The following is a 24,904-nucleotide window of genomic DNA, read 5'->3' on the forward strand; positions in this document are numbered from 1 at the left end:
CCTGTTGGTTGATCAGCTCTGTTGGTTGATCAGCCCGGCAGTTGATCAGCCTTTGTAGTTGTAGAAGCCCTCGCCGACAGCGACGCCGAGCTTGCCTTCGTCGATGTAGTTCTTCTTGATGTAGTCGGCGAACGCGCGCTGCTTCTCGCCGCCCTGGGAGGAGATGTTGTAGACGGTGGTCAACCCGACGACATCCATGATCTGGAAGGGGCCGAACGGGGCTCCGGTGCCGATACGCCACGTTTTGTCGACCATGTCGGGATCGGCGATGCCGTCGATCAGCAGGTCGGATGCTGCATTGAGGAGCGGGACCAGGAGCGAGTTGAGTACGTAGCCCGCCTTCTCCTTCTTGAGTTCGATCGGCACCATGCCGATGTTCTTCGCGAATTCGACGACCTCGCGGTACACGGCGGGGTCGGTGGACTCGGTGCCCATGACCTCGGCAGTGTTGTTGACCCACACGTGATTTGCGAAGTGCAGTGCGAGGAACTTCTCGGGGCGGCCGGTGAACTCCTTGAGGTCGCTCGGCAGAAGCGTCGAGGAGTTGGTTGCGAACACCGTGTGCTCCGGAGCTACTGCGGCGAGCTTCTCGTAGGTGTCGCGCTTGATGGCGATGTCCTCGGGAATTGCCTCGATGACAAGATCGGCCTTGGTCACGGCTTCGGCGAGATCGTACGAGTACGTAATACGTTGTAGCGCTTCGTCGGCCTTGCCTTCCTTGGCGCCCTCGACGTTTTCGGCCTTGTAGGCCGCGGCCAACGAGTCGAACCGAGCCTTGGCCTTTTCGATGACCTCGGCGTTGATGTCGTACGCGACGACGTCGAATCCGTGATAGGCGGTCTGATAGACGATCTGCGAGCCGAGAACTCCGGTACCCAGAACGGTGATCTGCTTCAGTTCAGTCATTTTCGATCCTCAATCCTTTTCGGTGGGTAGTCCGGCAAGCGTCAATCGAACTTGTGCGGCAACGATGTTCGTGAGTTCGTCAGCCGTGATCCGGTCCAATGCCGCGCGGGCTATTTCGAAGTGCAGCACGTTGGAAATCGTTCGCGCTGCAGTGATGGTTCGGGTGGTGTGGTTGGGGTGCCCCTCGAGCAAGATTTGCGCAATCCGCGTTTGCAGGCGCTGCGAGAGTTCCAGACCTTCGGCCCGGAAACATTCGCTGGGCTCGCCGAACAACACTTCGCGTTGGTAGATACCGGTGTTCTCGTCGTTTCGGCGACTCGCGATCAGCAGGGGTGAAACCAGCTCGAGCACACGATCTTCTGTGCCCGTCGATTTGGCCTCACGCTCTTCTCCCAGTTCGATCTGCTTGCGGTACTCCGCGTTGTACACCATGAGCAGTAGCTCGGCTTTGCTTGCGGCGTAACGAAAGAGGGTGCCACCGGCTACATCGGCGCGATCGGCAATTTCTTGAGTTGTGACTGCGCTGTAGCCCTTTTCCGCGAACAGTTCGGCCGCGGCGTCGAAGATGCGTGTCTGCTTCTCGAGTTTGTTGCGTTCACGACGACCCAACTCTTGGTCCGATTTCGTCATCCCGCTCACCTCGTCTCATTTCGGATCACGCTCATAAATGAGTCTACTCCGAAATATTGAGAGGGTGGGGTCTCCTCCGTCACATCACCGCAGGCCGCTGACCCAACCGGCGAACACGTCGGAGAACACGTCTGCTTCGCACGCATGCGCCGATTCGGGGTAGGCACATTCGGGGTATCCGGCGACGACGGCGGCAAGTTCGGCATTGCAACACTGCGCCAAGAGGCCGCGCAGGAGGTCCGCGGCCGACCAGCCGGCGATGGATGCTGCGGGGATCCCCTCTTCCTCGTACACCTTCACCAGATCGTCATGCCTCCAGGACAATTCCTCGGCCACCAGTGCATCGGGATTGAAAGACATGGCGCGGTCGAGTGATCCGCGCAGAAGCGAGTGTGGATCGTCCTCACCGCGCAGCCTGGTCGCGAGGTCGGCCGGTGCCTTCTGCATGACGAACATCCAGGGTTTGCCGTCGGGAAAGACTCCGCCGAAGCCTGCCACGTTGAAGGGGAGGTGGCTACTGAGAAAATCTGTCTCCACGTCGACGTGCTGATCGTCTCCGAGGTGAATGAAGTGGCCGGACGCGATCTCCTCTCCGGTTGCCGGCTCGGCCCACGTGTTGTTCCACAGGTCGGTCATCCGACTGCCGTCGGGAAAATCGAGAACCTCGAAGAGGAAACCCATGTCGTCACCACTCTCCGTCGAAGTGGGTGGTTACTCCACCGGTGAGTCGAGAAACCGTTTGAGCCGAGGTCGCGAGGACGACTCGGCTTGTCTCGAAGGTCATCTCGTCGCGTTCGGTGTCCTCCGATTCGGGATCCTCGGCGAGTGAGAAGTCGAGTTCCACCTCTCGATCGGTGCTGGAACAGACCGAGATCATCAGCCCGAGTCGTTCGTCGGTGAACGCCGGTAGCGATTTCTCGGGATGAAAGTCTGCGGCCGCGTGAAAGAAGAATGCCGCCAGCCGTTCGACAAATCCTTCGTCGGTGTGTCTGCTGAGATACTGATTGAACCGATCGGGGCTGAGCAGGCCTACGTCGAAAACGAGTGTGGGTACGTCGGATTCGAAGACAGCGGCGGGTACCGCATGACTGCGAAGGAATACCGCGGCGCCGCCGTACCCCGGCAACCTGAACCCATCACGCATCTGGTGTACTCCCGTCGCAGAGGTGTCCTGTCCACGCTAGGCCATAGCCCGGACGCGTGCTGCTTACCGGACACGTCGGTTGATGGAAGAATTACCGCCTATGAGCGCTGTCCTGTACCCGCCCGTCGAACCGTACGAGTCGGGACTGTTGGAAGTGCCCGATCGTCAGAGCCTCTACTGGGAGACCGTCGGTAACCCGGCCGGTGTCCCGGTTCTCTATCTCCACGGTGGCCCCGGTTCCGGGTGCACTGTCGGTGCCAGGCGTTTTTTCGATCCCGAAACCTTTCGCGCAGTTCTGTTCGATCAACGAGGCTGTGGGCGCAGCCTTCCTCTCGCGAGTAGCCCGGACGTCGATCTCACCGTGAACACGACGGCGCACATCCTCGACGACATCGAGCGTCTTCGTGAACATCTCGGTATCGAACGATGGATCGTTTCCGGCCTTTCTTGGGGCGTCAGTTTGGGTCTGGTGTACGCCCAAGCGTTTCCCGAGCGGGTGATCGCGATGGCTTTGGGCGCGATCACCGGCGGGACGAGAGTGGAAATCGAATGGATCACCCGTGCCATGGGCAGGATATTTCCGCGTGAATGGGAAGAGTTCGTCGCGCCGCTGCCGGTGGAAGAGCGTGACGGGAATCTCCCGGCGGCATACGCGCGACTGCTCGCCGATCCGGATCCTGTTGTGCGGGAAAATGCTGCGGTGCAGTGGTGCCGCTGGGAAGACGTACATGTGTCGCTGATGCCGGGGTGGACTCCGAGTGTTCGATACCAGAATCCGGACTTCCGTCGGGTGATGACCAGGCTGGTCACGCACTACTGGGCCAACGATTGCTTCCTCGCGCCGAATCAGATCCTGGACGGAATGGACCGTCTCGCCGAGATTCCCGCGATTCTCGTGCACGGCCGGTATGACATTTCCGGACCACTCGATACTGCCTGGGCGATCCACCAGCGTTGGCCGGGCAGTGAGTTGCTGGTGCTCGACGAAGCCGGGCATGGCGGGGGTGGATTCAACGAGGCAATTGTGGAAGCGCTGAATTCACTGGCTCATTCGGTCTGATCGAGTGCTCCGGCGTGCGCCGCAGCGAGCGCGCCGGCAGCAGCGCGATCGGCAACCGACTGGTCGACAGGTAGATCGGCGACCAACAGGCGATAGTAGATGGGCGCGGCGACGGCCGCCAGAAGATCAGCAGCTGAGACCTTTTCGGAGATTTCCCCGCGTTCGACTGCTCGGCGGACCACTATGTCGGCCAGTTCGTAACGTGCGGAATAGAACTCGCGCTTGAGTCTCGCCACTTCTGGCGTACGAACCGCGTCCGAGAACAGTGCGGCCACCAACGCGCCGCCCGACTCGCTTGTCACCAGTGCGACTATCGATCTGGCCATCTCGCGCAGGTCGGATTCGATGGAACCGGTATCCGGGATGGGGACGGTAGTTGCCGATACCTCGACGGCCGCGTCGGCCACCAGTTGGGACAGCGTGCTCCATCGCCGGTAGATCGTGGTCTTGTGGACTCCGGAACGGGCGGCTATGTCCTCGATGGTCATCGCTGCAAATCCGCGTTCGGACAGTTCGGCCGCGGTGGCCGCCAGGACGGCCTCGCGCACCCTGGCGCTACGCCCTCCGGGCCGTTGTGGTGTCGAGGTCATGGGTCAACCTTATCGCAACAAGGTGTTGTGTTAGCTGGAGGCACGTGGTTCACTGAGCTAATGCAACTGATCGTTGCGTTAGAGATGAATTGAGGGGTGTTTTCCCATGTCATACGAATTTCCTGTCGATCACCGAGGCCTCTTCGAAGAGCGCACAGGACAGTTTCTGAGCTTCGGGCTCCCCGTCTCGGATCTCGAGGAACTGCGCGCGTCCATCAACTCGACCTGGGCCGACGCGCCGGGTGGTTGGTCGTACGAGTGGTCGGCGTTGGCGGCGAAGTACTCCGCGGCCGGCAATCATTCCCTGGCAGCGATGATCTACGGAATCGCCAAGTTCCCGGTGCTGGCCAACGAATCCCGTCGACGGGCTCTGCGCAATCAGGTGGACGAATACGTCAAGGCAGCACCAGGATTCGGGCTCGAGTTCGAGCGTCGAATCCTCGCCCTGCCCTACCGAAACGGCGAGATCGAGCTACCGGTACACATCCTCTCGGCGGACGGACGGTACGAAGACGCACCCGTCCTGTTGCTCAGCGGCGGCGTCGACGGCTGGAAGATGGACATGCATCCGTTGGCCAGCGCGTTCGCGAAGAACGCCGGGGTGACGGTTGTTGCTTTCGATCAGCCGGGAACTGGTGAATCACCCGTTCCTCTCGATGCTTTCGGCGATGAGGTGATCGACGGGCTCGTATCGACGGCTCGCGCTCTCGGCAACGGGCAGGTGGCGCACCTGGGAGTCTCCTTCGGTGGAAACTTCGCCGTGCGCTCGGGGTTGACCGGCGCCGTCGATGCGGTGATCAACATCGGTGCCCCGGTCAAGGGTGCGTTCGAGACCGCGAATGCCGAGCGCCTGGTCTACGGCATGGGCGACATCGTCGGAAACGCACTGGGTTTCGATGCCCCGCCAACCAAAGAGGCGCTGGTACAGGGTCTCCGTGCGTTCGATCGCAGTGTCTTGATGACCGCCGACGACGGCCGGACCCCGATGCTTGTGGTCAACGGGGCCGACGACGTTCACATCCCGCTCTCGGACACAACACTCTTCGAAGAGCGCCCGAACACGCAGGTACACGTCATCCCGGATGCGGGGCACTGCGCAGTGACCAAGCTGCCCGAGTTGACGCCGATGATGATCGACTGGCTACGAGATGCCCTGTCAGGAACCGCTCCACGAACCGGTAGATGATCCGCCGCCAAAGCTGGCAAAACGATACGTCGCAAGAACGGCCTTGTGATCGGTCGGCCACGGCGTCGGTGAAGCGATGAAGTTGTCCTGGGAGTTCTCCTCCACTCTTTTGTTGTGCACGATCGTCTTTCGGGGCCCGATGATTCCTACAGATCCCAACTTCAGCTCGGAAGCGCGGTCGGCGAAGATGTAGTCGATCCGATCGCGTTCGTCTGCCTCGGGTGCCCAGGTGAGCTGTGAGGTGTCGACGTCGGGATTGTCGGACGGCCAGGTGAAGCCCGGGTGTGTAGCCGGGTTCGGGTACTTGCTGCGGTATGCATCGACAAATCCGGCTTGGTCGAGCAGACGGGTGGATTCCCACGGAATGACGACACCGTTGTGGTCGAACAGATTTCGCGTGTCGTCGGTCCAGTCCAGGGCCGACGGTTCGTTGAAATCGCCGCCGAGGATGACGGATCTGCCCTTCGCCCGTTCTGCGGCCGCATCGTCGATGAACGTCGAAATTGCCAGGGGTCGTCCCGAATTGACGTTCACACGCTGAACCGTCTCGGGGTCCGTGACCGGACCGGACGGCATCTTGTTCCAGCCGAACTCGGAGAACTCTCCAGGCTTGGGAACACCCGCGCCGTATCCGCGCGGTAGATAGGTTGCGTAGGACGTGTAGGCCAGATGTGCCGAGTAAGCAGCGATTTGTTTGCCGTCGACCGTCACGACTGCCTTGATCATCGAGTTCAGGTCGGCTGTTTCCTCGATCGGAAACTTGGAGAGAATCCCCACGTCGGAGGACGCTGCTCCGTAGAAGGTGGTTCCTGATTTGGTCAGCATGTCGGCCAATACAGTTGTCGCAGTGCCGGCTTCCGACAGGAGAACTATCGACGCCTGGGTCGAGATGATCATGTCGGCGATCAGCTGCAGGCCACCGTTGATCTTGGTTCCGCCGTGCCAGGTATTGAGGGAGAGCACTTTGACCTCCTGCGCGGGGTTCGCCCCCGCGACGGAGGTATTGGCACCCAAGGTAAATGCGCTTGCGGTGACTGTCCCTGCGGCTACCGCCATCGCCTTGACCATCTGGCGGCGCGTCAATCCATTCATCAGATCCCGGCTCTCGTTGTCGTGTGCTCGAACCCCCGGAAGATGATTACCATCGCTACCTAAACGGACAGTTAACCAATTGCAAAATGGCAGATTTCCACAGAACGCGGCGCGGGCAATAGTCTTCTGGTCGTGGTACTCAGTGAGCGTTTCCCCGGTAACAAGACCTTCGCGAAGGTTCGTGTCCTGCCGCCGGTGGTGAAGTTGCTCCTTCTTTCGATGGTGCTGTTCAACATCGGGTTCTATCTGGTTGTCCCCTTTCTCGCGGTGCACCTTTCGGAGGACCTCGGATTCGCGGCCTGGATTGTCGGCCTGGTCCTCGGACTCCGGATGTTCAGTCAGCAGGGCATGTTCTTCATCGGTGGAAGCCTCGCCGACAGGTTCGGCAAGCGTCCGATCATTCTGCTGGGCATCGCAGTTCGCGTGGTCGGCTTCCTGATGCTCGGATTGGCCGAGAGCATGGCGGCGGTGATCGTAGGTGTGCTTCTGGTCGGGTTCGCCGCGGCTCTGTTCGCACCCGCAGTGGAGTCGGCCAACGCCGAATACGGACGCGAACTCGAGACCTCAGGAGTCATGCGTCGTACGGATCTGTTTGCAGTGGAACAGATGTGCAGTCGTCTGGGAACCGTGATCGGTCCGGCGTTGGGTGCTGCTCTGTTGATGTTTCCGTTCTCGTGGACGGCGTCGAGCGCGGCGTTGCTGTTCGCGATCATGTGGGTCGGGTTCTTCATCTGGTTCCCGCGGCCGGGCGATGCCCACGACGGCCCGGTGTCGACCTATACGCTGCGCGACGTCTGGCGAAGCGTCCTGACCAACAACAACTTTCTGCTCTTCGCGACGCTCTGCAGTTTTCAGCTGGTTGCGTACAGCCAGCTGTACCTGATGCTTCCGGAACAGCTCGAGCGCGGAATCGGTTCGCAGTCGGCGCTGGGATGGTTCTACGTGGGCGCAGCGGTGTTGGTGATCGTCGGACAGGGGCCGACGGTCGCGGTTGCCCACCGCATCGGGCATCGACGCGCGATCACCTTCGGGCTTGTGCTCATTTCGGTGTCGTTCCTGGTTCCGCTGGTCACCGGCGTCGAATCCGCAGCTTCGGCGTCGACGCAGATAGTCGGTCTGGCGGTGTGGATCGGGCTGCTGCACCTGGGACAGATGTTGATGGTGCCGCCGATGCGAGACACCATTGCCATCCTCGGTCGTGAAAGCAACCTCGGAGCGCACTTCGGCATGCTCAACACGATCGGCGGTCTGCTCGCGCTCCTGGGAACCGTGGGAGTCGGATTCGTGTACGACCTAGTCGACAACGGCCACGCAGCGCCGGCGTCACCATGGGTGATCGTTTCGGTCTGCGTGGCCGTGTCGGCTGTGGTGTTGTGGGTGTGGTCCGGTCGAACGAAGGTTATCGACCCGCGATCGTCTGATTGATCTTTGCTACAAAATCTTCCAGCACAAACGGAATGGTGAGCGGGTTCGGCATGGACACCGCGTCACTGACGATGGGGTCCAAGCTGATCAGGCCGCCGGTCTTGACCACGTTCAGATTGGTGAACGCCGGCTGCGTCTGCATCTCGGGGCGCGCCTTTTCGTAGTTGTCGAAGAGCAGGTAGTCGCACTCGAGGAGGTCGTAGTTTTCGGCGGAGATCTCGTAGTTCAGCTTGCCCGCGAACCGATCCTTCAGTGCGGCAGGAGCCGTGAATCCCAATTGCGTGAGCAACTGAGCGCGCGCTGCCTCAGGGCTGAACGCCCGCAGATTTCCGTCGCTCCAGCGAATGACGAGAGCTGCTGTCTTGCCTTCGAACTGGGGGTTCTCCGCGCGGGTGCGAACGATGAGGTCTTCGACTTCCTGGACCTCCTGCTTTGCCTGCGCGGGAACGCCCACAGCCGTACCGATGCGGGTCGTGACTTCCTGCCAGGGCAGCACCCAATCCGTCTGATCGGCGGCGTGAAGCACAGTCGGCGCGATGGCGCTGAGCTGCTTGTACAGATCCTCGTCGATCGCGTTGTTGACGGCGATGATCAGGTCAGGCGCTGCTGCCACGATCGTTTCGATGTCGAAATCGGTGGTGGCGTTGGCCAGTGGTGTCGGCTCGGCGCCCTGGACTGCCGAGTCGGCCCAGACTCCGATTCCGTCGTCGGTCGATCCCTTCCACACCGGGACCAGGACGGGCGTCAGCCCGAGGGAAAGCAGTACGTCTGCGTCGCCGATGCCGACCGCTGCGATGCGGCTGGGTGCCTGCCCGATGGTGGTGGAGCCGAACTTGTGGTCGATCGTCACCGGGAAGGCGTTGGCCTCGGCGTGAGCACCTTCGGTGCCGGGAGTGGATTCGTCCTTCGCGCTGTCGCCGCAGGCAGCAAGGGCAAAACCTGCTGCTGTTGCGAAGGTGACGGACAGCATGGCACGGCGGCTCAACATTGGGTTCACAGCAACCTCGGGTTTCATGGTTATGGGACCCTAACCATAGTGGAGCGGCAGTGTCGGCAGTGTTTGTTAGTCTCCGCCCATGACGGCGGTTCTCGACTACACATCAGCAGGACCGTTCACCCGCATCGACGGAGTGGACCCGCTCGCCCTCGAGTCACTCCCCACCGACCCCGTGCAAATATGCCGGGTAGTGCCGTACCTGGTGGTCCAACCCACCGATGCACGGTCGCTGAATCTGCCTGCCGACCGATTCGACGAAAACCAGATCCGGCCGGCAAGCGTTCTGCTCCAACGCTTGCTTGCGCTCGATCCGGCACCGGTGACCTCCGCCCGAGAACCCGACAAGCGGCTCGTCGGAACCTGTCGGCACTTTGCTGTTTTGAGTTGTGCGTTTCTGCGCCACCGCGGAATTGCCGCTCGCGTCCGCTGTGGTTTTGCCACCTACTTTCAACCGGGACAGGGCGTGGACCACTGGATTACCGAGTACTGGGACGACGCCGGCAAGCGGTGGATCCGCATCGACTCGGAGATCCTCGGACAGAACGTCCTTCCTCACGCCCATAACCTGCAGCCGGGAGAATTCCTCAGTGGTGGTGAGGCGTGGTTGGCGTATCGACGCGGCGAGATCGACGCCTCCCAGTTCGGGGTGTACGGAACCCAGAACTGGGGAGCCGCCGAGATCCGCGGCAACGCTGTGAAAGACCTTGCCGCGATGAACAAAGTCGAAACCCTGCCATGGGACGAGTGGGGCCGCATGACCGACGCCTACGACGGAAAGACCGGTGCGGCGTACGACGTACTTCTCGACGACATCGCCGACGTCTGCGCCACTGACGATCCCGTGGCCGTGCGAGCGTTGTACGAGCACGAGGATTTACGCGTGCCGGAGAAGCTGCTTACTTTCTGAGAGACTTGCCTGCATGAATCAGGAGCACCGCCAACTCGAGTACGGACTTCGATTCGACTGGGGCCTGCGCGGCGCCGAGGCGATCGCTGCGGGAGTCGATACCGCCGTTGTGGTCGACGTCCTCTCGTTCACGACGACGCTGAGCGTCGCCGCCGATGCGGGAATCGACGTACTTCCCTTTTCCTGGAACGACGAGAGGGCGGTCGATTACGCGCGTGATGCCGATGCGGTTCTTGCAGTGCGACGAAGTGTGGCCAGGGAGGGGCAGATCAGTCTGTCTCCCAGGACGATTCGCGAGTCCGAGGTCCCGAGTCGGCTGGTACTGCCGTCGCCGAACGGGTCGACTATCGCGTTTGCGTTGGCGTCCCAGGTTGCGGTGTGTGTCGGCGCTTCATTGAGGAACGCTTCCGCCGTCGCTGATTGGATTGTGCACGAACATGGTCCGGGATCGCGGGTTGCGATAGTCGCATCCGGGGAGAAGTGGCCCGGTGGAGAGTTGCGTCCTGCAGTGGAGGATCTGTGGGGCGCCGGCGGGGTTGTCACGGCGTTGACCGCGGCTGGTTGGGAAGGTTCCCTGTCGCCCGAGGCACAGATGGCGGCGGATGCCTGGACAGCGGTGTCGGATTCGTACGAGGACCGCCTGCGGGACTGTGCCTCAGGACGCGAGTTGATCGTCATGGGGTTTCCACACGACGTCGCCATCGCCTCGGAACTCGACGACAGCGACACCGTACCTGTTCTCGAAGATCGTGTGTTTCGAGGTCAGCGCACCGGGCGTCGATTGAACAAACTCCGCGCCCAGAGGTAGGAGAGGAAGGTGATTGCGACGCACCATCCGATCGCGAGTATGGCGTTGTTCCCGATCGCTTCGCCGAGAAGAAGTCCTCGAAGAGTCTCGATGATCGGAGTGAACGGCTGATACTCGGCAAACCATCGCAACACGGTCGGCATCGAGTCGGTGGGGACAAATCCGCTTCCCAGGAAAGGTAAGAGGATCAACACCATTGGAAGATTACTGGCCGTCTCGACGCTCTTGCTGACGAGGCCGAAGGCAACGGACAACCAGATCATCGCGATGGATACCAGGATGAGTAGAGCAAACGCGGCGACCCACTCCACGAAGCCTGCAGTAGGCCGGAAGCCGACGGCTATCGCCACGGCGATGACTACAACGAGGCTCACGATCGTCTGAAGGAGACTGCCGAGAACGTGACCGGTCAGGACGGACGTGCGCGTGATCGCCATCGTGCGGAATCGTGCAATGATCCCCGCGGTCATATCGGTTGCGACGGAGATGGCAGTACCTTGTGCCGCTGATGCCACAGTCATCAGAATAATCGCCGGTGCAACGTAATTGACATACTCGGCTCGGCCGCCACCGCCTGGGCCGAGGCCGTTCCCGAGCGTTCCGCCGAGCACGTAGACGAACAGCAGCAGGAAGACGACTGGCATCCCGACAAGCATCACCGTCATCGACGGATATCGAAGGATGTGTCGAATGCTGCGACGCAGCATGGTTTTCGAGTCCTGATAGGCAAGCGTCATGGTGGTCATCGCGCGTCGGTCCTTTCGGTGGCGGTCAGAGTCAGGAACACGTCGTCCAGGTCCGGTGTGTGCACGGAGAGTTCCTTGACGTCGATCGAGTGAGCGTCGAGTTGGTCGAGAAGAGAGCGCAGCGAGCGGACACCGCCGTCGCTGGGAACCTGCAGAACATACGCGGCATCGTCACGGGTAGACTCGTCGAAAACAGCAGCAGCAGAGTCGAGTTGGTCTCGATCGATGAAGTGAAGACGAATGTGGCCGCCGGGGATGCGTCGTTTGAGTTCCGCTGCCGTACCTTGGGCGACTATCCGTCCCTGATCGAGGACGGCGATGTGGTCGGCCAGTTGATCGGCTTCCTCGAGGTACTGCGTCGTGAGGAAGATGGTGACACCGCCCTTGACCAACTCCCGGATGATCTGCCACATGGTGCGTCGACTCCGGGGATCGAGGCCGGTGGTGGGCTCGTCCAGGAAGATGATCTCCGGTCGTCCGATCAACGTCATTGCCAGGTCGAGCCGTCGGCGCATTCCGCCCGAGTACGTCGACGCGAGTTTGTCCGCGGAGCCCTGCAGATCGAACATCTCCAGGAGTTCGTCAGTGCGACTGCGGCGTTCGTCCTTGCCGAGGTGGTGAAGATCGGCCATGAGGAGAAGGTTTTCCTCGCCGGACAGGTAGTCGTCTACCGCCGAGAATTGTCCGGTGACACCGATGCGCGAACGCACCGCGTCAGGATCGTCGGAAGGGGTGTACCCGGCGATGCGGATGTCGCCGCCGTCTGCGGGAACGAGGGTCGAGAGGATTTCCACGATGGTGGTCTTGCCGGCGCCGTTGGGGCCGAGGAGTGCAAAGACGGTTCCGCGGTCGACGGAGATGTCGATTCCGTCCAGTACCGTCTTGTCGTCGTAGGCTTTCTTCAGACCCGTCGCGGTGATGGCTGGTTTACGGGACATCAGCGTTCCTTTCGCTAGATCTTCTTGTTGGATTCTTCTCGGGGCTCCGAACGTCGAATGACGATGTCGCCGTAACTGGTTTGTGCCCGGACGTCTACCCGGCGTTCGGTGGAAGCCGGACCGTGCGTGGCATTCATCTGGTTGTCGACACGGCCGAAGGACGTATGAGCGTCGAATCGTGCGGCGGTTCCGGATCGAACGCCGATATGGATTCGCCCGGCGGCCGTCTTGGCGGATACGACTCCACTCTCGATGGTCTCGAAACGGATGTCGCCGTTGGCGGTTGCGGCGCTCGCGTCGGATTCGGCGTGTTCGACGGCGACGCTTCCGTTGGCGGTCTTCGCCTTCAGCGCGCCGGTGATCGTGCCGATGTTGATGTCGCCGTTGGAATTCTTGACCTCCGCGTTGCCGTCGACGCGGCCGATGCGGATGCTTCCGGACCCGGTGCTCGTGTCGATGTCACCGGCCACATGCTCGACGATGATCGCTCCGGCGCCGGTGCTGACGTTGAGCGGTCCGGTGGTGTCCAGTGTGCAATCTCCGGCCGAGACCTTCACGCGTGAGCGTCCGAGAGTGCCTTCGGCGCGAAGGCTGGCAACTGCGGCAGTGCCTTCGAGTCCCGAGCCGGAAGGAAGCTGAACGGCGATGTCGACAGATCCTGTCTTCCCGAAAATGCCGAGACCGCGCTGTTTCGGAGTCTTGATCTGTAGCCGGCCACCTGCGAATTCGACGCGCGTTTGTTCGGCGACTCGAACGTCTACCTCGCGAGACGAGTTGCTGGGCAACACTTCCACGACAGTGTCGTTGCGGCTGCTCGCAGCGATCCGGATGTGTCCGACTGCCACGTCGAAGTTCAAGGTGATGGGGTCAGGTGTGCTGAATGTAGGCATGGTGATACTCCCGATGAGGTTGTCTCGGTTGGTGATAGAGGGTCGTGCGAAAGGTGAAGCCGGTGTCAGTGCACCCAGCCGCTGAAGCTTTCGGAGCCTTGGGACGTGCGCTGTCTCGGAGTGCTTCTGCTCATGCCGCCTTCCAGCGCAGTTGCAGCCGAGCGAACCAGCCACGCGTTCACGGAGATCCCGGCTTCCTTGGCCGCCGCCTCGATCCGGTCTTTGAGGTCTTGCCCCAGCCTCAGGTTGATTCGAGTCATCGAGGCGTCGTCGGACTCCGTGACGGGGCGCGGAGCCGGAGTCGGTTCCTCTTCGGCGGGGGCCGGAGCCGGTTCGCTGATGGCTGGTGCCACCACGAATTCGGGTTCGCGTCCCCGTAGGCGCAGGTCCACCGAGCCTGGGGCGAGGTCACGCGTGATCTCGGCGGCTGCCGCAGACAATGCGTCGAGAAGGGTGAGTCGCACTGCTGATTCCAGCGGTGCGGTCAAACGATCGGCGAGGGCCTTTGCGTCTTCTCCGCCTGCTTCGGCCGCCACCGCGAGTTCGTGGCGAAGGTTGTCTACGTACGGTGTCAAGTCCATGGCATCACTATGGCACCACTTTGGTGCCATAGCAATAGTTTGGTGGCACATTCATGTGAGTTTGATGAGAAGCGCCAGGTCATCGGGGTGGTTGGCGTTTCGATTCTCGGCAGGCTGGCACACTCGTAAGGGTGAGTCCTGCCGAACCCAACCGTCGCCGCCGTATCTTGCTCTGGATTGCCGGGGTGCTCGGCGTCGTGATCGTGGTCGGGGCGGTTGTCGTCGCGGTCGCGCCTTCGCGGTATCTGCCCTGGGACACTGCCGAGTTCCCGACGGTCGATGCCAGTTCGGTGACTGCGGACCAGGCTCGAGTGCTCGAACTGCTGCAATCCGAGCACGAGCGGGACCGTCCGGGCACTTTCTATTCCGACGGTATCGACGAAGAATGGTGCGCCGATTTTGTCAGCTGGATCATGAGGGAAGCGGGTAGACCGTTGTCGAACCCGAACTCCGGAAGCTGGCGTATCCCGGGGGTGTACACCTTGCAGGAGTACTACCAGGGGATCGGCGCGTACGCCGAGAACGGCAGCGGGTACATCCCGAGCGTGGGTGATGTGGTGATCTACGACAGTTCGAGATGGGTGGGTCAGCACACCAACATCGTTGTGGCAGTGGACGGTGACTCGGCGATCACGGTCGGCGGCAACGAGTTCGGCAAGGTGCGAGTCCATGATCTTCACTGGCAATCCGACTCCGCCGTCGTGGGGTTCGGAAAACTTCACCCCTGATCGCTGTGGTTCGAGGTCAGGGCAAACCATCGAGCGGATGCACGTGCCTCGCCGCCGGCGTCGATGTGCAGCGTGTTCGTGCCGGTTCGCACGCTCACCTGCTCACCTCTCTTGACGGGCTGGGTGTACTCGAGGATCGCGCGAAAGGGTTTGCTTCGTAATTTTTCGGGCAGTGCATCTTCCACGGGTTGCCAATAGATCGCGTTGTTCACGTGATCGAAAGGGTCGAAATCGCTCGAGCGCAACGGGAATGGAGAATCCACCTGATTGTCGGTGTCGGGGTCGATCCACCGACGCCAGTGAAGATGCTCGTCCACGGCCGTCGATGCCAGGGCAGCGGTGAACTTTTCACTGATGGTTGCCGGCATTCCGGTTTTCGGGTCGATGTTGATCCAGAATGCCTCGGTCTCGATCAATCCACCGCTGTCGGACCTGATCCGAACCCGCATCGAACACCACTTGCTGGAGAGTCCGGAACACCAGCGCTGCAGATGAACTCGATCCGGCCAGACGACGGGTTCGAGTACGTCGATCACCGTCCTTCGCACCATCCACAGCGGGTGTGTATCCATGGCGCCGCGGTCGACGAGATTGTCGAAGCCCGCGTCTTGGAGGTAGCGCGCGATCGCGTCGAGGCGCAGTTGCTTGTCGGTGTGGATGTCGCCCGTACGCACCGGCCAGGAGACCTGGAAGATGCTGCCGGTTGTCGGTAGTTCGGCCATCGCTACGTGATCGTCGACTTTTGTACGGTTCATCGGATGTGGACTCCCGGTGTTCGCTTATCCGGTCGGGTGGCTTCACGCTTGCGTTACCCGATGGAGGGATCTTGAACCATCTGAGTTCACTGTTTTCTGAATACAGATTTCGATGTACTGTCGTATGTATGGATATCGAGGGCGTAGATGTGGTGACCAACGTGGCGGTGCTTGCGAGGTTCGGGCATGCCTTGTCCGACGAGACTCGGACACGGATACTGCTCGAACTGAAAACTGCCCCTCGGTACCCGTCCGACCTCGCTGAAACACTGGCTGTGACCAGGCAGAAGCTGTCCAATCATCTGGCTTGTCTGCGCGGTTGTGGCTTGGTAGTGGCCGTCCCGGAAGGGCGCCGGACCAGATACGAACTCGCCGACGCACATATCGGTCAGGCCCTCGACGACCTGCTCGGGGTCGTACTCGCGGTGGATCCGTCGTACTGCCCGGACAGTGAATCAGAAGGATGCTGCTGATGGTTGCGCCCGTTGACGGTGGCGGCCTCTCGACTGCCCGGCGTGCGCTCTTGTCGAGACGAATTCGCATCTTCGTGGCGATCACGATCAGCTACAACGTCGTCGAAGCGATCATCGCGCTGGCGGAGGGCACACGGGTGTCGTCCGCAGCACTGTTCGGTTTCGGCCTCGATTCCGTGATCGAAGTGTCCTCGGCGGCAGCGGTTGCCTGGCAGTTCTCGGCCCCGGATCCGACGAGCCGTGAGAAGACGGCACTGCGAGTGATCGCATTCTCGTTCTTCGGGCTCGCTGCGTACGTCTCGTTCGACGCGATTCGGTCGCTGTTCGGTCTGGGTGAAGCGCAGCACACGAGCGTCGGAATAGTATTGGCTGCAGTGAGTTTGGCAATCATGCCGGCTCTGTCCTATGCGCAACGCCGAGCAGGTCGGGAGTTGGGTTCGCTTTCGGCGGTCGCGGATTCGAAGCAGACGCTGCTCTGCACCTACCTTTCTGCAGTCTTGCTGGTCGGTTTGCTGCTCAACTCGGTGCTCGGCTGGTCGTGGGCGGACCCGATTGCGGCACTGGTGATCGCCGTCATCGCCGTGAAGGAAGGCATCAACGCGTGGAAGGGTGATCCGTGCTGCCCGGTTGTGACGGTGCCCGAGAGCGGTGACGAGTGTGACTGCTGCTGAGTGAGCACAGGTTCAGTTGAGTGAACACCGTCTGCAGCGCGTCGGAGCGGGTGCTCACTCGATGAAAGGGGTGCCACCTTCTGCGCGGGTCTTGATGTGCGCGGCGCGTTGCTCGAGAAGACGGCGCAGATACGGGCCGACAGCCAACCTCAGTGCCAGGTGTCCGAGCACGCCGAAAGGGGCCGTAACCGTGAAGCGGTCATGCATCCGCGTCCACCCACCCGGCTGATCGTCGAAGACGTGCTCATGTTGCATTGCGGCAAACGGGCCGCGGACCTGCTCGTCTGTGAACGAGTACGGACGGTTGTACTGCGTGATTCGGCTTGTCATCGAGAATCTCCACCCGAAATGCCGAGCAGTGAACGACACCTCGTCGCCCTCTCCCAGCGTCGATCTACCCGTACTGGTGACTGCCACCTCATCTGTTGCGCTGAGCGAGGCGGAGTGTTCGTCCATGTCGAGTTCGAGATCGAAGATCACTGCTGGTGGAGCGTAGATATCGGTAATCACGACCACGGTGTGTTGCACAGTGCCAGTCTGCCAATGTTGGTTTGCGATGCCGACAAGCGGGTACGGGTCGGTGACCTGCGGTTCATCCGCGACGGGTGATGTTTTCGCTTCCCAGCCCCTCGAGACTGAGTATGGGAAGTGCATTCTGTCGAAAGGAACGCTGATGACTGCTCCACCGCGGGAACCCGCGAATCACCCTGTCCGGCAGGGTTTCGCGGTAGGTACGACGTTTGCAGCAGCAATTCTGCTGCTCACCGCAGGCATTGTCGCTCTGCTTCAGGGCATTGCGGCGGTCGCCGACAACAATCTGTTTGTCGTGGGTATCAACTACACGTACAAGTTCGACATCACGACGTGGGGCTGGATCCACATCATCTTGGGCATCATCGGAATCGTGGTGGCTCTCGGCCTCTTCACCGGTGCAGTGTGGGCCAGGGCGGCGGCGATAGTCATTGCGTCGCTCTCGATCATCGCCAACTTCTTGTGGATGCCGTACTACCCGCTGTGGTCGATCCTGGTCATCGCGCTCGACGTCGTTGTGATCTGGGCCGTCGCGACCTGGGACACAGACAGAGTCTAGGCGCCGAACAACTCGAGAGCAGTTGGTCCCGACCGAATCGACTCGGTCGGGACCATCGCTCGTGCGCGGGGGACGATCCGACGGAGGGCCGGCTCGGATCAGTCGGCTCGGATCAGTCTGGGAGCCTCCGTAGTTCGGCTACGGTCAAGCCAAGGGAATCGAGGCGGGCCATGATGCTTCGCATAGCAGTGTGGTCCGCGACGGGTCCGTACAAACTGGTGAATCCGCCGGCTGCACTGGCAACGCTGAGTTCGGGAAACGCCGCTTTGACGCGGTCCGACACTTCGCCGTCGATGAGGAATTGATACCGAGTGGGAGCATTCATCAGTGTCCGCTCCATTTCGTAGGGCCATGAGGTTCGGTCAGCACCGCGTCGAGCCTCGAAATCACGTGTCGTCAGGGGTAATCGGCGTCGCCGCTCGATCCAGGACTCCGTATCCGTGAGATCCAGTCTTGCTCCCACACGCTCCCGAGGCGTCATCCCCAACGGGTGAATGTCATCGCGGCTCCGTTCATCCCTTTAGTGTGAGGCTGCGAAGGAACGTCACCCCTAGTGTCGACCGGGAGAGAGAAGAGGTCGGCATGGGATCTGTCATCGGGGATCTTCTACCCTTAGCGGTCGGTGTTGCGGTATCGCCCATCCCGATCATCGCGGCAATCTTGATGTTGTTGTCCAAGCGAGCCGGTAGCACCAGCGTCGGCTTCGCCCTGGGCTGGATACTCGGAATAGTTGTCGCCACTGTGATCTTCGTGCTCCTGTCCAGCAAGCTCGGCGACTCCGAAGGCGATCCCTCTGCGACGGTGTCGTGGATCAAGCTGGCGTTGGGTGTGTTGCTGCTTGCGTTCGGAGTGAAGCAATGGCGTGGCCGCGGTGGCGAGCATGAAACCCCGAAGTGGATGCAAGCCATCGACGACATGACCGCTGCCAAGGGCCTCGGCTTGGGCTTCGCGCTGGCAGCGATCAATCCGAAGAATCTGATGATGTGTATCGCGGCTGGTATCTCGATCGGCTCTGCGTCATTGGGCTCCGGCGAAGTAGTCGTCGCGGTTCTGGTTTTCACCGTCATCGCTGCCTCGACAGTGTGCGTGCCCGTGATCGGTTACCTCGTTGCCGCGGAGCGACTGCGCGGTCCGCTGGCCAAGCTGAAGGTGTGGTTGCAGGACAACAACGCCACTGTGATGAGTGTGTTGATCCTGGTTATCGGTGTTGTTCTCATCGGTAAGGGCATCGGCGGTCTCTGACAACGGGAGGTAGTTATGGGATCGCTGCTACTGCAACAGATCCCGCTGGCACTCGGTATCATCATGAGCCCGCTGGCGGTTGTCGCCGTTGTCGCCGTGCTCTTTTCCGAACGAGCGCGTCTCAACAGCATCGCGTATCTGATCGGGTGGTATCTCGGAATAGTTGTCGCCCTGGCCGGGTCGTACATCATCTTGACCGCACTCCAAGTTCATCAGAGAACACACCCACCCCTGTGGGTGCCCATCCTCCACCTCGTTCTCGGCGTGACGTTGCTCGCGGGTGCCTGGTTCGTCTACACGCGTAGTCGGCGCGGAGTACAGGCGATGGCGGCTGCAGTGGCTCCGGGAGATGTTGTCGCGGCGGCCCCTCAACTGCCGAAAATGCTCCAGTCGGTAGAACACTTCCAGCCGATGCGATCGGGTGTGCTCGGGTTCGCGCTGTTCGTTCTCAATCCCATCGACATGTCCTGTGCGATTGCCGCTGCCATGAACTTTCGCCTCAGCACCGTGGCGCCGACGTCGCAGATCGTCTCGGCCGTGATCTTTTCTCTGGTGTCCGTGACCTCGGTCGCCGTGCCGGTCGCCCTTCTCCTGATCAAGAAGGAGGAGGCCACCGAACCGCTGCAGAAGATCCGCACCTGGATAGCCACCAACACGCACTTGCTGAACGTCGGGCTCCTCGTCCTGATCGCGGCGATGCAGATCAGTAAAGGGGTGCAAGGGCTATGAGTGCTCCGCACACACGGACGTGGTGGGTCTTCGGATCACTGTCCGACTATCAGCGAGGCTGGCTTCGACCAGACATCATCGCGGGCCTCACGGTGTGGGCTGTCCTTGTCCCGGAAGCGCTCGCGTACGCCACCATCGCCGGAGTTCCGCCGGTGGTCGGGCTCTATGCTGCAGTTCCGTCACTGATTCTGTATGCAGCAGCTGGTAGTTCGCGGCATCTGATCGTCGGACCGATGTCGGCCACTGCCGCGTTGTCCGCGGCGATGATCGCTCCACTGGCGTCGGGAGACGACACCAGATTTGTCGCGTTGTCGGTCGGGCTCGCGATAGTGACCGGACTCGTCGGACTGCTCGCAGGATTCATGCGCCTCGGATTCATCGCATCCTTCATCTCCGAGCCGGTTCTCAAGGGATTCATAGTCGGTTTGGCGCTCACGATCATCATCGGTCAAGTACCCAAACTCCTGGGCGTGGAAAAGGGCGAGGGGAACTTCTTCGTCCAGGCGTGGACGGTGATCAAGGAACTTGGCGAGGTCGACGGTCCGACGGTGGTCATCGGATTGCTCAGCTTGGCAATGGTTCTGGGAGTCAAGCGATGGCTCCCGCTGGTGCCAGGTTCGCTTCTGGTTGTGCTACTGGGGATTACCGCAGTGGCGCTGTTCGGACTCGACGACCGTGGCATCGACATCGTGGGACACATCGATTCGGGCTTGCCGACTATGGGCCTGCCGAGTGGAGTAGGAGCCGAGGACTACCTCGACCTAGTGGGGCCGGCCGTCGGTGTTCTACTCATCGGGTTCGCCGAAGGTCTCGGCGCTGCAAAGACATACGCGGCGAAGGCCGGATACACGATCGACGCCAATCGGGAACTGGTAGGACTGGGGGCCGCCAATCTCGGATCGGGCATCTGCTCGGGAATGGTGGTCAACGGCAGCCTCTCGAAGACGGCTGTCAACGGGGGAGCGGGTGCCAAATCACAGGTCAGCGGGTTGGTGGTCGCCGCATTGACCCTGCTGACACTGCTGTTCCTGACTGGGTTGTTCGAGAAACTACCGGAAGCGACGCTATCGGCGGTGGTGATCGCCGCAGTGATCGAACTAGTGGATTTCTCTTCTCTCGCAGCGCTGTACCGGGTCTGGACGAGGCGATTGGGCAGCATCTACGGGCACGCCGCTCGGGCCGATTTCGCCGCCGCTGTCGCGGCGATGTTCGGAGTTCTCCTGTTCGATACCTTGCCCGGTCTGATCATCGGAATCGTCGTCTCGATGCTGCTGCTCCTGTATCGAGTCTCCAAACCGCACGTGGCTGCTCTGGCCAAGGACGGCACGCGCTGGGTCGACACCAGCAGCCATCCTGATCTGAGGACACTCGACGGCGTCGTGGTGGTCAGGGTCGAATCCGGACTCTTCTTCGCGAATGCCGATCACGTGCGTGATCAGATCACCGGCATGGTGACTACCGGGACCACGACGGTCATTCTCGACGCCGAGACTTCACCGTTCATCGACGTCAGCGCGGCCCAGATGTTGGCTCAGCTTCGAGATTCGTTGGCTCGCAAGAATGTGAGCTTCCGGGTGGCCCGCGACATCGGTCAGTTCCGCGATGTCTTGTCCGGGGCCGACGAGGGTGCGCTGAAGGTCGACGTCTATCCGACCGTCTCGCAGGCACTCGAGGGCCGGGACAACACTTCAGCGTGACGTCCGCAGCCAGATTCCCAGTGGCCCCGCATCTTTTGCGACCGATCCGACGATCGACGACGCGACCACCACGATGGCAGAGAAGATGAACAGCCACCCGATCACGGTGAACATCACGCCGAGAAGGCCGAACTCGTCCTGAGACGTCTTGGTCATCCGCGGCAGGAAAAGAGTGCCGGCCACGTGCAGTCCGGTCAGACCCGTCGCAGTGAGCAAGCCGGACCCGACACACATACGAGTGGTCATGCGATTGGCGGTCAACAGCATGGGCACGGCAGTCCAGACCAGTGCCCACACTGCGTAGACCGCAACAAATTCCAGGAGACTGCCCACTCTCGGAACGGCATTCAGTTCGCGGCACAGCGCAGCACCGACCACTGACGCGGCGACGACGAACACGACCGCGATCCACCGCCATGCCTGGCGAAGTGTCGCTGTCGGCACACTCCAGATTCGTCCGTACATCCGGCCAAGGGCGCGAGCGTAGGACGTGGAACTGATCAACAGCATGAGCAGGCCGACAATGCCGAACGCGGCCGCAGTGGAGGTGTCGGTCATCACGGCGTCGGGAAGCTGCACCCCGAGGTCGTCTCTGGCGACATCGGCCAAGGGCTTCAGCTTTTCCAGGGTGGACGCTGCGATCATCACCGGCAGCAAGGACGTGAATGCCTGGGCTGCCAAAGTCATGGCGCTGTCGACGAGTCCGACTTCGAAGACGTCGATCGTCGCGTCGGTAGCCAACCGTCGGCTCGGCGTGCGTCTCGCCCAGACGGTCATTCGATCGCGCGTATCGGAGTACAACTTCGGGGGCATGGAAGCAGTCTTGCTCAGATGAGTCCGCCGCGACGCGCAGCCTTGAGTGCGTCGCGTCGGTTGCTTACTTCCAACTTCCGATAGATCCCGCGTAGATGCGTCTTGATGGTGTTGACGGACAGGAACAGCGTGTCGGCGATCGACTCGGTGGTGTCTCCCGAGGCCAGTTCGCGCAGCACGGTGTATTCGCCCGGTGTGAGGATCGGTGCACTCACCAGCTCTTGTGGACGAATGCGGTTGCGTACCTGTTCGGCAAAAGCTTCCTGATCGCCGAAGTGCCCACTGAACTCGTCGAAGATCGGACGCAGTGACGCGCCGTAGTCGAGGAAAGGTCGCAACAGCCCACCGGTTTCTGCGGCTCGCAGGGCTTTGTGCAGCGAACGAAACGACTTGCGCTCGTGACCGGTGGCAGCGTGGATCCCAGCCTCGAGTGTCCAGGCGTAGACGGTGTGGGCGAGCACAGGCTCTTCGGTGGATCCGAGGGCTTCGGAAACCTCGACGAGTGCTTCTGCGAACTTGTTGGACGAGAAAGCCACGGCAGCTCGCGCCAGGTGTATCTCGGAAGTCTCGCCGAACTGATCAGCCGCATCGCGCACGAGTCGGCCGGCCCATTCCACTTCGCCGACCGACAGGCATGCGTTCACGACCGGTGGGAGTAGGGCAAGAGTCGCCAATGAGAAGGTGCGCAGTGCGATTGCGCTGAGCATCGCATCGCGGACGTCGGCAGCGGTCGACCGTCGATCGGCCGCGTCGCCGAGACTGTGGAGCCCGAACGTGACGACGGTGTGCCACCCGAATGCCGGGACGCTGGCGCCGAGAACATCTGTGCTCCGGTAGTTTCCGATAGTCGGTATGCGGTACGGAAGTTCGCTGGTGGCGCAGAGATATGCAGCGAAGGCCACCACGGACGCGGACAACTCGTACTCCGCCGTCGTTGTGATTCGGTGTTCGACCGCGTAGTCGATGGCGTAGGTGGAGTGTGCCCTCATCGCCTCGATGTCCCCGCTGAGTGAGGCGACGAATCCCAGCCCGGTCAGTGCCTTCAGTACGAATCGCGACCTGCCTCGTAGTGTTCCGAGCGCGACCGCCTGGGTGTATTCGACAGTTGCCCTGTCGAACTCGCGTTTGAGTAGGAGGGCCGTCGCTACCTCAAGGTGAGCGTAGGCTTCGACGTCCGAGTGAGTGCTGTTCTGGCGCCGCACCAGGCGCGAAACCAATGGTTTGTTGTCGGAAGTTGGCGAAGCACAGGAGATTTCCAGACTCATCGCCAGGAACAGTGGCTCGTCCGCAATAGGCGGATGAGTTGCCTCGAGGAGATCGAGGCACGTTGTCGCAGAGGTCATGTCACCGGAATGGAGGGCGGCCGCAGCCAGGACCAGGCGGGTGATCGGAGATTCGGAGACCTGCGTCGGTGCGGATTCGAGCACTCGGACGACGTCTCCGCTGTGCCCGTCGAGTACGAGGCCCAGTCCGCAGCGCTCGAGAAAAGCGAGGATGCGGCACGGGTCGCCGATCGACACCTCGAGTTCGAGCGCCTCGAGTTCGAAGTGATGACTCTCGAACCAGGTTGCTGCTCGAAGGTGCGCGCGATTTCTCTCCTCGTGATCGACCCGACGGAACTCTGCGCGGAGGTGTTCGAGGAGAAGGGGGTGGTAGCTGAACCACGTGGTGTGGTCAGCGGAGTCGGTCCGCGTCACGGGGAAGTTGTATTGAATCAGAGCGTCGATCTCGGACCGAGCATTCGAATCGGTCAACGTTTCTGCGAGTTGAGCAGAGAACGAATCGACGACGGATGTCCGCAACATGAATGTCGTGACATGCTCGGGCAAGGATGTCAGGACCTCGTCGACGAGGAAGTCGGCGATCGGGCGGGGCGTATGGGTGAACTCGTTCAATGCATCACCGATGTCGCTCCGGCCTGCCAGGAACGCTGCGGTCAGGCGAACAACAGCGCCCCACCCCTCGGTGAAGTTCTCGACGATTGCGAGCTCGTCGTCGCCGAGGGTGATGTCGTATTCGCCGAACATCGCAGTGATCTCGGTGCGGTCGAAGGCGAGATCGGTGGATGCGAAGCGAGTGAGTCGGCCATCGAGCGCGAGACGATGCCAGGTGAGCGGAGGTTCGTATCGAGCAGCGACGATGATCGACAGATTGTCCGGCGTGTGCGTGAGTATCTGGTCGAGAAGACCGATCGACATCGGATCGTGAAGTGTGTGCACATCGTCGAGGATCAGCGTCGTTCGGCGATCGTGAGCTTCGACGGTTTCCGCGAAGTGCGCGAGCCACTGTTCGACGGGGCGTCTCGATCCCGCCTGTGCCGGGAACCCTTGCCCGGTGGGCGCGCGACCGGCCGGGTCGAGAGGCGTCGAGATGGCCTCGGCGAGGGATTCGCACAGCACCGACACGTTGTTGTCGCGCTCGGCCAACGTCAGCCAGGCCAGGTCCACGTCAGGGGACGCCCGCGAATACTCACGAGCCCAATTCGCCAGCAGCAGGGTCTTTCCCGCTCCGGCCGGTGCAGAAAGCAGCCCGACGGACCCGGGCCCCGAGCCCTCGGTAGTGGTGGACGCGGTGAGTTTCTGGTGCAACCGGGGACGTGGAACCAGTCCCTTGATTGCAGAGGGCGGGTGAAAGCGCCCGCTGACAGGCGCGTCCGACGCGTGAGTGTGCCCGACGCGGTGAGACGCGTCGAGCGTCACTGCAGCGGCATCACGAAATGGGCTGCTCATCCGACTCCTGTTCGACTGGCTGCACTGGACGTGACCGCTGGATCGACATACGTAACGAGTTAGATGATGTGAAACTA

28 protein-coding genes are annotated in these 24,904 nt (G+C 61.4%); 12 read left to right on the forward strand and 16 right to left on the reverse strand.

Going from position 1 to position 24,904, the window contains the following annotated elements; translation table 11 throughout:
- Positions 1 to 45 precede the first annotated feature (45 nt).
- The 4 genes from AC1DVN_RS16110 to AC1DVN_RS16125 form a co-directional block, all read right to left on the reverse strand.
- Positions 46 to 906 carry a 3-hydroxyacyl-CoA dehydrogenase gene (locus AC1DVN_RS16110; protein WP_097386684.1) on the reverse strand — a complete coding sequence of 287 codons (861 nt, stop codon included), beginning with the start codon at positions 904 to 906 and terminating at the stop codon, positions 46 to 48.
- 9 nt (positions 907 to 915) lie between these two features.
- Positions 916 to 1,536: a TetR/AcrR family transcriptional regulator gene (locus AC1DVN_RS16115; protein WP_021333352.1), complete on the reverse strand. Its 621-nt coding sequence runs from the start codon at positions 1,534 to 1,536 to the stop codon at positions 916 to 918.
- An 84-nt stretch (positions 1,537 to 1,620) separates the two neighbouring features.
- On the reverse strand, positions 1,621 to 2,217 hold the full coding sequence (locus tag AC1DVN_RS16120; protein ID WP_020909569.1) for a hypothetical protein: 597 nt from the start codon (positions 2,215 to 2,217) through the stop codon (positions 1,621 to 1,623).
- Between the two features lie 4 nt (positions 2,218 to 2,221).
- Positions 2,222 to 2,680 (reverse strand): hypothetical protein, encoded by a 459-nt coding sequence (locus tag AC1DVN_RS16125; RefSeq protein ID WP_019745870.1) that lies wholly within the window; start codon positions 2,678 to 2,680, stop codon positions 2,222 to 2,224.
- A gap of 100 nt (positions 2,681 to 2,780) precedes the next feature.
- On the opposite strand from AC1DVN_RS16125, the gene pip reads away from it, so the two are divergent.
- Positions 2,781 to 3,740, forward strand: coding sequence for a prolyl aminopeptidase (gene pip, locus AC1DVN_RS16130; RefSeq protein ID WP_031331457.1), 960 nt, complete (start codon positions 2,781 to 2,783; stop codon positions 3,738 to 3,740).
- Here pip and AC1DVN_RS16135 read toward each other — a convergent pair.
- Positions 3,728 to 4,330 (reverse strand): TetR/AcrR family transcriptional regulator, encoded by a 603-nt coding sequence (locus AC1DVN_RS16135; protein WP_020971207.1) that lies wholly within the window; start codon positions 4,328 to 4,330, stop codon positions 3,728 to 3,730. The genes pip and AC1DVN_RS16135 overlap by 13 nt on opposite strands.
- 106 nt (positions 4,331 to 4,436) lie before the next feature.
- On the opposite strand from AC1DVN_RS16135, the gene AC1DVN_RS16140 reads away from it, so the two are divergent.
- On the forward strand, positions 4,437 to 5,516 hold the full coding sequence (locus AC1DVN_RS16140) for an alpha/beta fold hydrolase (protein WP_477994032.1): 1,080 nt from the start codon (positions 4,437 to 4,439) through the stop codon (positions 5,514 to 5,516).
- On the opposite strand, the gene AC1DVN_RS16145 is transcribed toward AC1DVN_RS16140, so the two are convergent.
- The gene (locus AC1DVN_RS16145) at positions 5,487 to 6,608 is read right to left on the reverse strand and encodes an endonuclease/exonuclease/phosphatase family protein (RefSeq protein ID WP_477994033.1); all 1,122 of its coding nucleotides are present in this window, start codon (positions 6,606 to 6,608) and stop codon (positions 5,487 to 5,489) included. The two genes, AC1DVN_RS16140 and AC1DVN_RS16145, sit on opposite strands and share 30 nt — an antisense overlap.
- Positions 6,609 to 6,740: 132 nt before the next feature.
- Here AC1DVN_RS16145 and AC1DVN_RS16150 point away from each other — a divergent pair, with 132 nt between their 5' ends.
- A complete protein-coding gene (locus tag AC1DVN_RS16150; protein WP_019745865.1) occupies positions 6,741 to 8,033 on the forward strand; it encodes an MFS transporter in 1,293 nt (430 codons plus the stop codon).
- On the opposite strand, the gene AC1DVN_RS16155 is transcribed toward AC1DVN_RS16150, so the two are convergent.
- Positions 8,008 to 9,021: an ABC transporter substrate-binding protein gene (locus AC1DVN_RS16155; protein ID WP_223257822.1), complete on the reverse strand. Its 1,014-nt coding sequence runs from the start codon at positions 9,019 to 9,021 to the stop codon at positions 8,008 to 8,010. The two genes, AC1DVN_RS16150 and AC1DVN_RS16155, sit on opposite strands and share 26 nt — an antisense overlap.
- Before the next feature lie 88 nt (positions 9,022 to 9,109).
- On the opposite strand from AC1DVN_RS16155, the gene AC1DVN_RS16160 reads away from it, so the two are divergent.
- Entirely contained in the window at positions 9,110 to 9,937 is an 828-nt protein-coding gene (locus AC1DVN_RS16160) for a transglutaminase domain-containing protein (RefSeq protein WP_097386687.1), read from the forward strand.
- A 13-nt stretch (positions 9,938 to 9,950) separates the two neighbouring features.
- Positions 9,951 to 10,745, forward strand: a complete 795-nt coding sequence (locus AC1DVN_RS16165; protein ID WP_097386688.1) for a 2-phosphosulfolactate phosphatase — start codon at positions 9,951 to 9,953, stop codon at positions 10,743 to 10,745.
- Here AC1DVN_RS16165 and AC1DVN_RS16170 read toward each other — a convergent pair.
- The 4 genes from AC1DVN_RS16170 to AC1DVN_RS16185 all read right to left on the reverse strand — a co-directional run bounded on the left by AC1DVN_RS16170 (position 10,700) and on the right by AC1DVN_RS16185 (position 13,900).
- The gene (locus AC1DVN_RS16170) at positions 10,700 to 11,491 is read right to left on the reverse strand and encodes an ABC transporter permease (protein WP_019745861.1); all 792 of its coding nucleotides are present in this window, start codon (positions 11,489 to 11,491) and stop codon (positions 10,700 to 10,702) included. The genes AC1DVN_RS16165 and AC1DVN_RS16170 overlap by 46 nt on opposite strands.
- The gene (locus tag AC1DVN_RS16175) at positions 11,488 to 12,429 is read right to left on the reverse strand and encodes an ATP-binding cassette domain-containing protein (RefSeq protein WP_477994034.1); all 942 of its coding nucleotides are present in this window, start codon (positions 12,427 to 12,429) and stop codon (positions 11,488 to 11,490) included. Before AC1DVN_RS16175 ends, AC1DVN_RS16170 begins: the two co-directional genes overlap by 4 nt.
- Before the next feature lie 14 nt (positions 12,430 to 12,443).
- Entirely contained in the window at positions 12,444 to 13,319 is an 876-nt protein-coding gene (locus AC1DVN_RS16180) for a DUF4097 family beta strand repeat-containing protein (RefSeq protein WP_317559140.1), read from the reverse strand.
- Between the two features lie 65 nt (positions 13,320 to 13,384).
- Positions 13,385 to 13,900 carry a toxin-antitoxin system HicB family antitoxin gene (locus AC1DVN_RS16185; RefSeq protein WP_029256566.1) on the reverse strand — a complete coding sequence of 172 codons (516 nt, stop codon included), beginning with the start codon at positions 13,898 to 13,900 and terminating at the stop codon, positions 13,385 to 13,387.
- A 131-nt stretch (positions 13,901 to 14,031) separates the two neighbouring features.
- On the opposite strand from AC1DVN_RS16185, the gene AC1DVN_RS16190 reads away from it, so the two are divergent.
- The gene (locus AC1DVN_RS16190) at positions 14,032 to 14,628 is read left to right on the forward strand and encodes a CHAP domain-containing protein (protein WP_047888262.1); all 597 of its coding nucleotides are present in this window, start codon (positions 14,032 to 14,034) and stop codon (positions 14,626 to 14,628) included.
- On the opposite strand, the gene AC1DVN_RS16195 is transcribed toward AC1DVN_RS16190, so the two are convergent.
- Positions 14,619 to 15,383 (reverse strand): acyl-[acyl-carrier-protein] thioesterase, encoded by a 765-nt coding sequence (locus AC1DVN_RS16195; RefSeq protein WP_477994035.1) that lies wholly within the window; start codon positions 15,381 to 15,383, stop codon positions 14,619 to 14,621. The two genes, AC1DVN_RS16190 and AC1DVN_RS16195, sit on opposite strands and share 10 nt — an antisense overlap.
- A gap of 128 nt (positions 15,384 to 15,511) precedes the next feature.
- Between AC1DVN_RS16195 and AC1DVN_RS16200 the strand changes: the two genes are divergently transcribed.
- Entirely contained in the window at positions 15,512 to 15,856 is a 345-nt protein-coding gene (locus AC1DVN_RS16200) for an ArsR/SmtB family transcription factor (protein WP_003943224.1), read from the forward strand.
- Positions 15,847 to 16,527 (forward strand): cation efflux transmembrane domain-containing protein, encoded by a 681-nt coding sequence (locus tag AC1DVN_RS16205; protein WP_021333365.1) that lies wholly within the window; start codon positions 15,847 to 15,849, stop codon positions 16,525 to 16,527. Before AC1DVN_RS16200 ends, AC1DVN_RS16205 begins: the two co-directional genes overlap by 10 nt.
- A 54-nt stretch (positions 16,528 to 16,581) precedes the next feature.
- Here the strand turns inward: AC1DVN_RS16205 and AC1DVN_RS16210 are convergent, their stop codons facing one another.
- Complete coding sequence (locus AC1DVN_RS16210; RefSeq protein WP_259349088.1) at positions 16,582 to 17,055, reverse strand: SRPBCC family protein; 474 nt, start codon at positions 17,053 to 17,055, stop codon at positions 16,582 to 16,584.
- Positions 17,056 to 17,200: 145 nt separating this feature from the next.
- Here AC1DVN_RS16210 and AC1DVN_RS16215 point away from each other — a divergent pair, with 145 nt between their 5' ends.
- Positions 17,201 to 17,617, forward strand: coding sequence for a DUF7144 family membrane protein (locus AC1DVN_RS16215; protein WP_020909554.1), 417 nt, complete (start codon positions 17,201 to 17,203; stop codon positions 17,615 to 17,617).
- 112 nt (positions 17,618 to 17,729) lie between these two features.
- On the opposite strand, the gene AC1DVN_RS16220 is transcribed toward AC1DVN_RS16215, so the two are convergent.
- Positions 17,730 to 17,942 carry a hypothetical protein gene (locus AC1DVN_RS16220; protein ID WP_078377385.1) on the reverse strand — a complete coding sequence of 71 codons (213 nt, stop codon included), beginning with the start codon at positions 17,940 to 17,942 and terminating at the stop codon, positions 17,730 to 17,732.
- Positions 17,943 to 18,199: 257 nt separating this feature from the next.
- Here AC1DVN_RS16220 and AC1DVN_RS16225 point away from each other — a divergent pair, with 257 nt between their 5' ends.
- Genes AC1DVN_RS16225 through AC1DVN_RS16235 form a run of 3 tightly spaced genes read left to right on the forward strand, consistent with a single transcriptional unit; the run spans position 18,200 to position 21,285 of the window.
- Complete coding sequence (locus tag AC1DVN_RS16225; protein ID WP_020909553.1) at positions 18,200 to 18,859, forward strand: GAP family protein; 660 nt, start codon at positions 18,200 to 18,202, stop codon at positions 18,857 to 18,859.
- 15 nt (positions 18,860 to 18,874) lie between these two features.
- Complete coding sequence (locus AC1DVN_RS16230; RefSeq protein ID WP_019745851.1) at positions 18,875 to 19,588, forward strand: GAP family protein; 714 nt, start codon at positions 18,875 to 18,877, stop codon at positions 19,586 to 19,588.
- On the forward strand, positions 19,585 to 21,285 hold the full coding sequence (locus AC1DVN_RS16235; RefSeq protein ID WP_477994036.1) for a SulP family inorganic anion transporter: 1,701 nt from the start codon (positions 19,585 to 19,587) through the stop codon (positions 21,283 to 21,285). The genes AC1DVN_RS16230 and AC1DVN_RS16235 overlap by 4 nt, the downstream gene beginning before the upstream one ends.
- Here the strand turns inward: AC1DVN_RS16235 and AC1DVN_RS16240 are convergent.
- The gene (locus AC1DVN_RS16240; RefSeq protein WP_020909552.1) at positions 21,277 to 22,098 is read right to left on the reverse strand and encodes a hypothetical protein; all 822 of its coding nucleotides are present in this window, start codon (positions 22,096 to 22,098) and stop codon (positions 21,277 to 21,279) included. The genes AC1DVN_RS16235 and AC1DVN_RS16240 overlap by 9 nt on opposite strands.
- A 14-nt stretch (positions 22,099 to 22,112) precedes the next feature.
- Positions 22,113 to 24,827: a winged helix-turn-helix domain-containing protein gene (locus AC1DVN_RS16245; protein ID WP_477994037.1), complete on the reverse strand. Its 2,715-nt coding sequence runs from the start codon at positions 24,825 to 24,827 to the stop codon at positions 22,113 to 22,115.
- Positions 24,828 to 24,904 lie beyond the last annotated feature (77 nt).

Source organism: Rhodococcus sp. P4_E4 (assembly GCF_056401575.1).